General features: G+C 50.4%; 9 protein-coding genes. 8 read left to right on the plus strand and 1 reads right to left on the minus strand.

Annotated features, from left to right (window positions below; all coding sequences use genetic code 11):
* The first annotated feature begins 76 nt into the window (after positions 1-76).
* On the plus strand, positions 77-1,162 hold the full coding sequence (locus ATORI0001_RS04120; RefSeq protein WP_003149458.1) for a virulence RhuM family protein: 1,086 nt from the start codon (positions 77-79) through the stop codon (positions 1,160-1,162).
* A gap of 168 nt (positions 1,163-1,330) precedes the next feature.
* Here the strand turns inward: ATORI0001_RS04120 and ATORI0001_RS04125 are convergent, their stop codons facing one another.
* Positions 1,331-2,437 (minus strand): haloacid dehalogenase-like hydrolase, encoded by a 1,107-nt coding sequence (locus ATORI0001_RS04125; protein ID WP_003149632.1) that lies wholly within the window; start codon positions 2,435-2,437, stop codon positions 1,331-1,333.
* Between the two features lie 325 nt (positions 2,438-2,762).
* Between ATORI0001_RS04125 and dnaK the strand changes: the two genes are divergently transcribed.
* The 7 genes from dnaK (at position 2,763) to ATORI0001_RS08040 (ending at position 12,105) form a co-directional block, all read left to right on the plus strand.
* A complete protein-coding gene (gene dnaK, locus ATORI0001_RS04130; RefSeq protein WP_003149501.1) occupies positions 2,763-4,670 on the plus strand; it encodes a molecular chaperone DnaK in 1,908 nt (635 codons plus the stop codon).
* 132 nt (positions 4,671-4,802) lie between these two features.
* Positions 4,803-5,639, plus strand: a complete 837-nt coding sequence (locus ATORI0001_RS04135) for a nucleotide exchange factor GrpE (RefSeq protein WP_003149679.1) — start codon at positions 4,803-4,805, stop codon at positions 5,637-5,639.
* Between the two features lie 34 nt (positions 5,640-5,673).
* Entirely contained in the window at positions 5,674-6,606 is a 933-nt protein-coding gene (locus ATORI0001_RS04140; protein WP_003149118.1) for a DnaJ C-terminal domain-containing protein, read from the plus strand.
* A 3-nt stretch (positions 6,607-6,609) separates the two neighbouring features.
* Positions 6,610-7,083, plus strand: a complete 474-nt coding sequence (locus tag ATORI0001_RS04145) for a heat shock protein transcriptional repressor HspR (RefSeq protein WP_003149506.1) — start codon at positions 6,610-6,612, stop codon at positions 7,081-7,083.
* A gap of 49 nt (positions 7,084-7,132) precedes the next feature.
* Entirely contained in the window at positions 7,133-8,884 is a 1,752-nt protein-coding gene (locus ATORI0001_RS04150; protein WP_003149031.1) for an ABC transporter ATP-binding protein, read from the plus strand.
* A 275-nt stretch (positions 8,885-9,159) separates the two neighbouring features.
* Complete coding sequence (gene clpB, locus ATORI0001_RS04155; protein ID WP_003149215.1) at positions 9,160-11,760, plus strand: ATP-dependent chaperone ClpB; 2,601 nt, start codon at positions 9,160-9,162, stop codon at positions 11,758-11,760.
* 45 nt (positions 11,761-11,805) lie between these two features.
* A complete protein-coding gene (locus ATORI0001_RS08040) occupies positions 11,806-12,105 on the plus strand; it encodes a hypothetical protein (RefSeq protein ID WP_237755898.1) in 300 nt (99 codons plus the stop codon).
* Positions 12,106-12,139 lie beyond the last annotated feature (34 nt).

A 12,139-nucleotide genomic window follows, 5' to 3' on the forward strand; every position in this document is an offset into this window, starting at 1 on the left:
CGTGATACTTTGTCGGAAGCTAAAGATAGAGACGTAACCTTTTAAATCTAGATGCTGTAGAGAAAGGTGCTGTTATATGGCAAGCGACAAGAAGAAAGAATTGATTGTGCGTAGCTCTGCAGCAGAGTACTTGACGTTTGTTGCTTCCACCGGAAACAGCGATGACAGTTTTGAAATGCGATATGAGGACGAGAATATCTGGCTCACTCAAAAGATGATGGCAGAGCTTTATGGCGTATCAAAGCAGTCGATTTCTCAGCATATCAATCGCATCTATGCGGATGGTGAGTTGACACCTGAGGCAACTGTAAAGAAATACTTGACAGTTCAAACTGAGGGGAAGCGGCAGGTCAGCCGCAATCAAGAACACTACAACCTACAGCTGATCATCGCCGTAGGTTTTAAGGTAAACAATCAACGTGCGGTACAGTTTCGTAAATGGGCCGGTCAGATTGTCAAAGACCATACTATTCAGGGCTGGACGATGGATGTTGATCGCCTGAAAAAAGGCCATATGTTTACTGATGAGTATTTTGAGCGACAGCTGCAGCAGATTCGAGAGATTCGTCTGTCGGAGCGTAAGTTCTATCAAAAAGTTACCGATTTATATACAACGGCCTTTGATTACGACAAGGACGCAAAGACTACCCGTCTGTTCTTCCAAACAGTACAGAATAAATTGCATTATGCGGTTCATCGTCATACCGCCGCGGAACTAATTGTGAAACGAGCAGATGCTACGAAAGAGCATATGGGACTTACTACATGGGAAAATGCTCCAGAAGGAAAGATTCTAAAAGCAGACGTATCAATTGCTAAGAACTACTTGAATGAGCAAGAGATGAACTATCTGGAAAGAATTGTTTCTCTCTATTTAGATTACGCAGAGTTGCAGGCGGAGCGCAAGATTCCCATGAGCATGGAGGACTGGGCAAAGCGTTTGGACGGTTTTCTTGAGTTCAATGAGAATGAGTTACTCATTGGTCCTGGAAAGATCAGTGCAGAGCAAGCAAAGCTTCATGCAGAAACTGAATATGAAAAATATAGGATCACACAGGATCGTCTGTATGAAAGTGATTTCGACCGTTTTCTTTTGCTGGAGCGGGAGGTAGACGATGAGAGTAAAGCTCAGTTTAAAAAACGTCCGGAGGATTTCCTATAGCAAATAAGATTGCTTTTGCGATGGTTGGTCATCTAGGAAAAGTTTGCTTTTGATGATGCATCTGTGGCTTTGTGTGAAGCTTATAGTAAAGATACGTTGCTGAGATAGGTTTATTGGATGCTAAGACCTCATTTTAGATTTCGTGAAATGAGGTCTTAGTGTAAACAGTTACTCCTTATTTGGTAACGAATTGAAAAAGCGTTTAACGTCAGAGTCCTCACGTATTGCAGATACTTGACTGTTTTTCTCTCCAATCTCGAAAAGTCTTCTAATTTCTGATGGCTCCCATTCATCTTTTTTGATTTCTTCTAATTCCGCGATAACAGAGTGAGTGGTTGCATATGTTCTACTATCTTCTAACTGGTTTATCAGCTTTTGTCTTTTTTTGAAGCTTGCATCTTGTGCTTTTGTCTCCCGGTCTTTTAAGTCAATGCACTCATAGTGAAAATCTTCGAGAGCTTCATTAGCTTCTGTACGATCAATAATTTTTTTAACAAGACTCTCTAATTGTGATTCAGAAGAATAGTCTGCAGCTGCAAAGTACTTAATTCGATTTTCATTAAGAAGGCTAAACACTCTTTCTTTATTTTCATCTTTAGGATTAAACACTCCGATTGAGTGTCCTCCGTTTATATTCACTAGCTTCATGCACGGAATATCAGTCGCACTATCTCCTATATATACGATATTTCTAAAAGGGATTTTTATTTTATTTGGAGACAGATAATTATTCACGCTCTGATCATTAACATCCAATACGTCTTTTTCAATTCTAAAAAGATATTGTGTTTTATCTGTATAGTTCACAACTTGGGCAGGCCATCGTGCCACGTTATCTTTGTCGTAATAAAAGGAACTTGCATAAATTTTTTTAAATTCTGGTGCGATAGGAGTTCCCTCAATAATTTCTTTTAAACCTGAAGAGATGATGTAATGCTCAACAGTCACATTATGTTCCTTGCCATAGTCATTTATTCTTTTAAACCAATCTTTCACACCGTTGTAGAGTGAAATTTTTTCACCGTATTCTTTAAGTGAATTTTTTGTTATATAAAATTTCCCCGTTGATAATTTTGACATAGAATACATGTAGGCAAGATTTTGGTCCATGTCATTATGTAGTGCAAGTGAGTTTGAATTTTTCCAAAATTCATCGATATCGTAGCCAAGTGATTGAATAAACCCTTGGTTTTGCATATCTGTGTGGGTAAGGGTTTTATCAAAATCATAACAAATGGCTAAAATTATTGGTTTGTTTTTAGATTGTGTGCACATGTAAATCCTTTCTAAACGAATTACTCAAGCGCCTTCTATTATGGACCACCACATTAGAAATTTCGTTTTGTACTGATATTGGGATAAGAAGAATGGGAGACTGACGAGTTAAAGTGGCTAATAGGTGTTGAGCTTAGCATAAGTAAAAATCTACCACAAACACACTTAGATTATGTATATAAACCCGACATAGGGGGAATAAGCAGAGACGTAAAGATGAAACACCGCAGATGCGGATGTCGTTAATACGTGCTCTGAACAGGTAGAACGCAAATAAGCACGTACTTCTCGCCAGCCGGGTCTGCATAGGAAAGGAACATGAACTATGGGAAAGATTCTTGGTATCGACCTCGGCACTACCAACTCGGCTATGGCTGTCCTCGAAGGTGGCGAGCCGACTATTATCGTTAACGCTGAGGGCGATCGCACTACTCCGTCGGTCGTGGGTTTCCGCGCTGACGGTGACCGCATTGTCGGTAAGGCAGCAAAGAACCAAGCTGTTACCAACCCTGTGAACACGGTATTCTCCATCAAGCGCTTCATGGGCCGCAAGTTTGACGAGGTCCAGTCCGAGATGAAGACCGTTCCGTACAAGGTCAAGTCTGGCACCGACGGTCGTGCCGTTGTGGAGATTGAGGGCACCGATTACACGCCTGAGCAGATCAGCGCCATGATCCTCTCTAAGATGAAGGCTGACGCCGAGAAGTACCTCGGTGAGAAAGTAACCGACGCCGTCATTACCGTCCCTGCGTACTTCAATGACTCCCAGCGTCAGGCAACCAAAGACGCCGGCAAGATTGCAGGCCTCAATGTCCAGCGTATCGTTAACGAGCCGACGGCAGCTGCCCTTGCTTACGGTCTTGATAAGAAAGACAAGGATCAGAAAGTCCTCGTCTTCGACCTAGGCGGCGGCACCTTTGACGTCTCGCTTCTTGACCTTGCCGACGGCGTTGTTGAGGTCCTCGCCACTAACGGCGACAACCACCTGGGCGGCGATGACTGGGACCAGCGCGTGATTGACTGGCTTGCCGATAAGTTCAACTCTGACAACGGCATTGACCTGCGCAAGGATCCTATGGCACTTCAGCGTCTGAAGGAGGCTGCGGAGAACGCCAAGAAGGAACTCTCCAGCGCTCAGCAAGCACAGATTAACCTGCCGTTTATTACCGCTGACGCAACCGGTCCTAAGCACCTTGACTACACGCTGACCCGTGCTGAGTTTGAGCGCATCACGCGTGATTTGCTCGACCGCTGCAAGACCCCGGTAACCAAGGCACTTCAGGACGCCGGTCTTCAGATTTCCAACGTTGACGAGGTCATTCTCGTCGGTGGCTCAACCCGTATGCCTGCCGTTCAGGATCTTGTGAAGACTATGACCGGCAAGCAGCCCAACATGTCCGTGAACCCGGACGAGGTCGTCGCTGACGGTGCGGCCGTCCAGGGCGGCGTTCTGACCGGCGACGTCTCCGGCATCCTGCTTCTGGACGTTACCCCGCTTTCCCTTGGCGTTGAGACCATGGGTGGCGTGATGACCAAGATGATCGACCGTAACACCACCATCCCGACGTCCAAGACGGAGATCTATTCCACGGCTGCCGACAACCAGACGTCCGTTGAGATTAACGTCCTTCAGGGCGAGCGCGAGATGGCTGCGGACAACAAGTCGCTCGGCAAGTTCAACCTGACTGGCATTCCTGCAGCTCGTCGTGGCACTCCTCAGATTGAGGTTACCTTCGACATCGACGCCAACGGTATCGTGAAGGTTACCGCAAAGGATAAGGCAACGGGTAAGTCCCAGGAGATTACCATCTCCGGCTCCACCGCGCTTTCTGACGACGAAGTCGATCGCATGGTCAAGGACGCAGAGTCTCACGCCGAGGAAGATAAGAAGCGCAAGGATGAGATTGAGGTCCGCAACCAGACCGACTCTCTTGCGTACGGCACCGAGCAGACGCTGAAGGATCTTGGCGACAAGGTCCCCGAGGATCAGAAGAAGGCCACCGAGGAGGCCGTTGCTGAGGCTCGTAAGGCACTTGAAGGTACCGATATCGAGGCCATCAAGGCAGCCGGCGAGAAGCTCCAAGAGGTCGGACACAAACTCGCCGAAGTAGCGTACGCTGACGCCCAGGCTCAGACTGCGGGTACGGACGGCGCCTCTGCCGGAAACTCTTCCGACGGCGACGTTGAAGATGCTGATTACGAGGTTGTTGACGACGACAAGTCTCAGAACTAAGGTGCGAGCGGAAGGGCTTCTCGCCATTGCTGTGCGCTAGGGGCAAACGGAAGTTGGAGAAGCAAGACGTTCGCATTGGGGAGGTGGCCGGCTTTGATCGGCTGCCTCCCTCGTACATAGAAGGAGGGTGACGTGAACGTGCCAATTGATGAGGGCAAAGACGCCGCTTTTGAAAATGAGAATAACGGAGGCGCACAGGTGGGCGCTGCCGGTGTAGACGGAGATGACGTTGCCGGTGCCGCAGGTGCGGCTGCCGCTGATGACCTCGACGAGCAGGCCATGGTTGAAGAGGCTATCCGTCGGGGGGAAGAGCAGGCGGAGCGTGAGATTGCGGAGGATGCCAATAAGGCTCGCTCCGAGCGCGATGCTCTGCAGGCTCAGCTTGATTCCGTGGCAGATCAGATTGAGGCCGCCAAAAAGGAAGCCGCAGAGGCCACCGATAGATTTGTGCGTCTGCAGGCAGATTGGGATAATTACCGTCGTCGCACGGCTCAGGAGCGCCTGGACGAGCGTGAGCGCGCAACGGAGAAGCTGGTAGTCGAACTCTTGCCGGTCATTGATGACTTGGAGCGTGCGATTGAACACGCCGATAATCTCACGGATTCGCAGTCGATACAGTTTGTCGAAGGCGTTTCGGCGGTAAAGAATAAGCTCGTAGGCGTACTGAACAAAGAGGGCGTCAACGTGATTGACCCTGCCGGCGAGGCGTTTGATCCGCTGTCGCATCAGGCGGTCGGCCGGGTTGAGGATACCGAGGCATACGATGAAAGCGTTGCACAGGTATATCAGAAGGGCTATCGCATGGGCGGCAAGGTCATCCGCACCGCCATGGTGACGGTGACGCACGGCGGACCCAAGCGTCCCGAAGAGAGCAATAAAGATACGGATGCCGGCAAGGACGCCGACATTGCTGATGATGCCAGCGACGGCGATACCGCTGATGCAGGCGGTGACAAGGACACCAAGTAAGTAAAACTTTTATGAGAGGAGGTCGTGCTTAGTCATGGCTGGTAAGAAAACATTTTATGACGTGTTGGGTGTGAAGCGCGACGCCTCGAAGAGCGACATCCAGAAAGCTTTCCGCAAGCTCGCTGCTAAATATCATCCTGATGCGGGCGGCGATGAGAATAAGTTCAAGGAGATTTCCGAGGCGTACAACACACTTTCAGACGAATCCAAGCGCAAGGAATATGACCAGATGCTTATGTTTGGCGGCATTCCGGGCTCGGGCTTTGGAGGTCGCGGCACGCAGGGTGGCTACACCTATACCACCAATGTCGACGGCGCTGATTTTGCCGATATCTTTGGCGGTATGGGCGGTATGGGAGGCTTCGATTTCTCTTCCATTTTCGGTGGCGGTCGAGCTGCTGCTAACAGACCATCTGCCGGCGGAGATTTGACGATGTCCGTTGAGGTGAGCTTTGATGAGGCGCTTAAAGGCACTTCTCGCAAAGCAACCTACCGTATTCCTTCGACGGGCGATGAGCAAACGCTGACTATCAAGATACCTGCAGGTGCGTACGACGGCATGAAGCTCAGGTACAAGAAGCGTGGCGAATACGGAATTAACGGCGGACAGCGCGGTAACCTGGTGGTTTCCATCAAAGTTGATCCGCATCCGGTGTTCAAGCGTGACGGTGCTGACGTGAGGATGGAGCTGCCCATCAGTATGTATGAGGCCGCTCTTGGTGCAACGGTTGAAGTTCCTACGCCCGACGGCACGACGGTTCGCCTGAAGGTTCCCACCGGTACACAGAACGGCAAGACGTTCCGCTTCCGCGAGCTCGGTGCGCCGCGCGTGAAAAATCCGGATTCTCGTGGAGCTTTGTATGTGTCGGTTGACGTGAAGGTTCCTACAAGACTGACCAAGAAGGAGCGCGAGGCGTTGGAGTCTCTGAAGGACGACGACGCTCGCAGCTACCGAAAGGATGTGTAAACGATGGCGCGCAAGAGCGACGAGAATCGCAAAAGTCGGGAAAGTCGCAATAAACCGCTCTACATGATTAGCGTTGCGGCTGAGCTTACGGGCATGCATCCACAGACCCTTCGTGTCTACGAACAGAAGGGTCTGGTCAATCCCGGCAGGTCCCGCGGTAATACGCGTCTGTATTCGCGTGCAGATATCGACCGGTTGAACCTTGTGGCCAAGCTGACGGACGAGGGCATCAACCTTGCCGGCGTCGTGCGCATTCTCGACATGCGCGAGCGTGCTGTTGAGAAGGACGATGAAATCGATGAGCTCCGTGCCCGTGTCCGTGAGCTTGAGGATGAGCTGCACGAGTACAAGATGCGTGAACGCATTACCTCGCTTGCCCGCTACGAGGAGTCGAGTCCTGAGCAGATCATGCAGCGCCTTTTGGGTATGTCGTCAGATGCTGAAGATGCCGAAGACGATACCGAGAAAGATGCATAAAGAGGTAAACTATACAAATAACATCTAAAGCATCCAAGAGGGAGAACACATGCTTAGGTATTTGTATTTCAATCAAAAAGGCAAACTAATCCTATTCATTGTCTTCTCCCTCTTAAGCAGTCTGTTTGAAATTGCGCTTTCATACGTGATGCTTCAGTCTATTGATCTTGCCATGAGCGGCAAACTCTCGGACGCCTTGAACTATGGACTTTGGTTTGGCTTGTATATTTTCTGCTACTTCTTCGTGGACCTGGTATGCAGGCGCCTGCGGTGGTCCGTGCTCCGTGGCAGTCAGTCACACCTTCGTGATGATTTGATGAGCCGTATTCTTGGTCAGTCGATTCCTGAGTTCCATACGCACAACACGAGTCATTGGCTCTCGGTACTTACCAATGACCTTGATTTGATCGATGAGACGTATTTCCGTGTTTTCATGGATACGCTGGTAGACATCTTCTCTGGCATAGTCAGTTTAGTGGTGCTTCTGTTTATCTCGCCATGGCTTGTTTTATTCATTTTTGCTATGATTGCCATTCAGATGCTGATTCCTAAAGTCATGGCTCCACGTATTTCCAAAAGGCGAGCAGAACAGTCCAAGTCTGCAGAGCGTTTTACGGCTACCGCCAATGAGCACCTTGAAGGTTTCGATCTTCTCAGAAGTTTCCATCTTACGGAAGCTTCGCGAGAAGCAATGAGTAAAGCAAACCAAAGCTGGGAAGAGAGTAAATTCCAAGCGCGTTATTTTGGTTCGTTGGCGCGTCTGCTTTCGTTTACCGTCGGCCAGGTTATCTATATCGGTATTTATTTCATTGGTGCCATCCTTACCCTTCAGGGTTTGATGACGGTTGGTATGATGGTGGCTGCTTCTCAGCTTGTGGTCTATATTGCAAATCCTATTCAAAATGTAAGCGACGCCATTACCGATATGCGCGGTGCTGAAGAGATTATCAAAAAGTTCCGCGCTCTTCTCGATAAGAGAAGTGCTGTTGAAGACGGAACAAAAGATATTCCTCAGCGGTTTTCAAACCTTACCGTGGATCATGTGTCGTATAGCTATGACAAAGAGCGTCCTATTCTGTCTGATGTGTGCCTCAGTTTAGAGCACGGTGGCAAGTATCTTCTTGAAGGTGATTCGGGAAGTGGTAAAACTACGTTGATACAGTTGCTTACCGATGCGATGAAGCCGGATGCAGGACGGATTCTTTTGGATGGACAGCCTATTGGGCAGTATAAAGCCGAACAGTATGCGCGTTTTATCATCCCATGTTCTCAGCAGACTTTCATTTTTAACGCGAGCATCAGGGATAATATCACGTTGTTCTGCAAAGATTTTACTGACAATGCCGTAATTGCCGCCCTTAAGAAATCGGGTTTTGAAGAGATTCTTACTCGCTATCCGGATGGGCTTGATCACAAGATTGATCAGTCGGGGAGTAGTTTGTCCGGTGGAGAGCGACAAAGGCTGGCACTGGCTCGGATTTTTCTGTTTGAACCACAGATCGTGATCTATGACGAAAGCTTTGCGCATTTGGATGCCGCATCAGTGGAGAGCTTGATTGATGCGGTTATGGAGGATGAGGACAGGACCGTCATCATGACATCCCATCAAGTAACCCCAGCGATACGTAATCGGTTCCAATCGCTTGTGCTGAAAGACGGAAGCGTTCAGACGTGTGGTGGAAACGTGCAGGCATCGGTTTCGGCATCTGCTCTCACGTCATTTTGGGATGAGTTAGGCGATCGCACGTATAAAGAAGCAATTAGTGAGTGGAAAATGAGAGACTACGAGGCTCTTGATTAGTCTTACGTTTTCGACGTCTCTTGTGAGAATTCCATACTAATAAAGCTGTTTATAGTAAATTGAGTATCCATAAGTTAGAAAATCTACTATTAACGGACTTAGATGTTGTATAAAAACCACGCTAGAGGGAATACTACTCTCGATTAAAAATGATTTCCAGCACGTCTGTTACTGTGCTTGGCGATGGATCAAAGCCCAAGAGCCCAAGCTTATGGAAACGCAAGATTCTTCCAATCGTCATGGCCAGGCGTGCCCGGAGAGGAAGGGATGATGCTATGAGAATTGATAAATGGGCGGTGACTGCCCAAGAAGCTCTGCAGGGAGCACTCGGTATTGCCGGAGACGCGGAGGCCGCAGAGATCGCTCCTCTTCATTTACTTAAGGCGCTACTTGACAGCAATGAGCGTAATCTGCGCTCTATTTTGGAGAAGGTCGGTGCCGATGTCGAGGCCATTGAAGCTCAGGTAGATGATGCTATCGGTCGTGCGCCTCACGTAAGCGGAGGCGCTCAGATTGGCCTTGGGAATGACCTGATCAAGGTAACCAATGAGGCTGAGAAGCTGGCTACAAAGCTGGGGGATTCCTATGTCACCTCCGAACACCTGCTGACGGCACTTGCCAACGACAAGTCCGAAGCCGGCCGTATCCTGCGCGATGCCGGCGTGACCGCCAAGCGCGTGGAGGAAGTTTACAACGATCTTCGTGGTGATGAGCGCGTGACCTCGCAGGATGCAAAGCCTGAGTTTGAAGCGCTGGAGCATTACGGACGCAACGTCACGGATCTGGCGCGCCAAGGCAAGCTTGATCCGGTTATCGGTCGCGTTGAGGAAATCCGTCGTACCATTCAGGTGCTCAGCCGTCGTACAAAAAACAATCCCGTGCTCATCGGCGAGCCGGGCGTTGGCAAGACCGCCATCGTGGAGGGTTTGGCTGAGCGCATGGTCTCCGGCGACGTCCCTTCAACACTGCGCGACAAGGAGCTCATTGAGCTTGACATGTCCGCGCTGGTGGCGGGTGCAAAATATCGCGGCGAATTTGAGGATCGTCTCAAGAGCGTCGTAAAGGAAGTCAGCAAGGCCAACGGTCGCATTATCCTCTTCATTGACGAGCTGCATACCATTGTGGGTGCCGGTGCCACCGAAGGCTCCATGGATGCGGGCAACATTTTGAAGCCCGCACTTGCCCGCGGCGAGCTGCGTGCCATTGGTGCAACAACCTTGGATGAGTACCGTAAATATATCGAGAAGGACGCGGCGCTTGCTCGTCGTTTCCAAACCGTGCTGGTTTCCGAGCCGTCTGTTGAGGATACCATCTCCATTTTGCGCGGTCTGAAAGAGAAGTATGAGCAGCACCACCGCGTTCGTATCACGGACTCCGCGCTGGTAGCCGCTGCCGACCTTTCCAATCGCTACATCTCTGATCGCTTCATGCCTGATAAGGCCATTGACTTGGTAGATGAGGCTGCTTCTCGCCTTCGCATGGAACTTGACTCAATGCCGTCAGACATTGATGCGGTGGATCGCCAGCTTACTCAGATGCAGATTGAAGAGCAGGCGCTCATGAAGGAAGAGGATGCCGCATCAAAGGAGCGTCTTGCGGCCCTGCGCGAAGAAATTGCCACAACGCGAGAAAAGCTTGACGGTATGAAAGCAAACTGGCAAAACGAGCGCAGCGCCATCGATAAGGTCCAGGAGCTTAAAGCGCAAATGGAAGACGCTCGTACGCAGATGGATCGAGCCACGCGCGACGGAGATCTTGCGCGCGCGTCTGAGCTTCGCTACAGCACAATTCCTGAGCTTCAGCGTCAATACGATGAAGCCGAGAAAGCACTTCTCGCCAAACAGGAAGACGGGGGACTTCTGAAAGAGGAAGTTACCACGGATGAGATCGCCGAGGTGGTTTCTTCGTGGACCGGCGTGCCCGTGTCCAAGATGATGCAGGGCGAGATGGACAAGCTCAAGAACCTTGAGAGCCAACTTCACCTGCGCGTTATTGGCCAAGACGAAGCCGTGTCTGCGGTTGCTGCGGCAGTCCGCAGAAGCCGCGCGGGCTTGTCCGATCCCAACCGTCCGCTGGGCAGTTTCTTCTTCCTGGGGCCTACCGGCGTCGGTAAGACCGAGCTGGCAAAGGCGCTGGCCGAGCTCCTCTTTGACGATGAGCGTTCGTTGGTTCGTATCGACATGTCCGAGTACATGGAGAAGTTTTCGGTGCAGCGTTTGATCGGTGCTCCTCCCGGATATGTGGGATATGACGAGGGCGGCCAGCTGACCGAGGCCGTGCGCCGTCATCCGTACTCCGTGGTGCTCTTGGACGAGATGGAAAAGGCTCACCCGGATGTATTCAACGTGCTTTTGCAGGTGCTCGATGACGGTCGCCTGACGGACGGACAAGGTCGCGTGGTCAGCTTCAAGAATACGATTATCATCATGACCAGCAACGTTGGCTCTCAGTTCATTGCCGGTGCAGGTGCTTCTGGTTTGAACGAGGAGGCTCGCAAGCAGGTTATGGATGCGCTGCGAGGCGCGTTCCGTCCGGAGTTCCTGAACCGTATCGACGACGTGGTCATCTTCCAGCCGCTTGGTCTTTCCGATATCGAGAAGATCGTGGATATCCAGCTCAAAGATGTGCGTGCACGTTTGGCGCGTGAACGTATGACCTTGGAGCTTTCTGACGCTGCGGTGCAATCTCTGGCACTGGACGGCCTAGACCCCGTGTACGGCGCGCGTCCCCTGAAGCGCCTGATTCAGCGGCGCGTTGTTGACCAGGTGGCAAACCTCATCATTGCCGGTGAACTCCATGAGGGAGACACCGTCCTCATTGATACCGACGATGACGGTAACCTGGTGGCGCGTCGCGCTCAAGGCGATATTCATTAAGACTAAGGTAAGAGACGAGCGAAATGTAATATGGATGTTGATTGCATGAAAGACGGTTTAGCAAAAAGAAACCCGGCATCTCGGAAAATTCCTCTTGATGCCACTGCGATTGATGCGAGCGAGAAGCCTATGGGCTTCTCGCTTGATGCTCAGATGCAAGACAAAAGCCCTTTGGAAAAGCCGAAATCATCACAAACGTCTACCAAAAAGAAGCTCGTCAAAAAATCAGCTCCCAAACAGTCGGAATTCATTCGTGCAGAAAACGAAGATGATGACGGCTATGACCCGTATTCCGATCGACGCCCGGAAGTGGAACCGTTGTTTGAGCGCGATCCTTGGATGTAGAAATATGTGCTGTAAAAATATACATATTACAGGG

It is taken from the genome of Lancefieldella rimae ATCC 49626 (genome assembly GCF_000174015.1).
Taxonomy (GTDB): Bacteria; Actinomycetota; Coriobacteriia; order Coriobacteriales; family Atopobiaceae; genus Lancefieldella; species Lancefieldella rimae.

Bases quoted from the DNA above. Each gene is read 5' to 3' on its own strand.
- clpB (WP_003149215.1), top strand. From the start codon at position 9,160: ATGAGAATTGATAAATGGGCGGTGACTGCCCAAGAAGCTCTGCAGGGA.
- ATORI0001_RS04150 (WP_003149031.1), top strand. From the start codon at position 7,133: ATGCTTAGGTATTTGTATTTCAATCAAAAAGGCAAACTAATCCTATTC.
- ATORI0001_RS04125 (WP_003149632.1), bottom strand. From the start codon at position 2,437: ATGTGCACACAATCTAAAAACAAACCAATAATTTTAGCCATTTGTTAT.
- ATORI0001_RS04120 (WP_003149458.1), top strand. From the start codon at position 77: ATGGCAAGCGACAAGAAGAAAGAATTGATTGTGCGTAGCTCTGCAGCA.
- ATORI0001_RS04140 (WP_003149118.1), top strand. From the start codon at position 5,674: ATGGCTGGTAAGAAAACATTTTATGACGTGTTGGGTGTGAAGCGCGAC.
- ATORI0001_RS08040 (WP_237755898.1), top strand. From the start codon at position 11,806: ATGAAAGACGGTTTAGCAAAAAGAAACCCGGCATCTCGGAAAATTCCT.
- dnaK (WP_003149501.1), top strand. From the start codon at position 2,763: ATGGGAAAGATTCTTGGTATCGACCTCGGCACTACCAACTCGGCTATG.
- ATORI0001_RS04145 (WP_003149506.1), top strand. From the start codon at position 6,610: ATGGCGCGCAAGAGCGACGAGAATCGCAAAAGTCGGGAAAGTCGCAAT.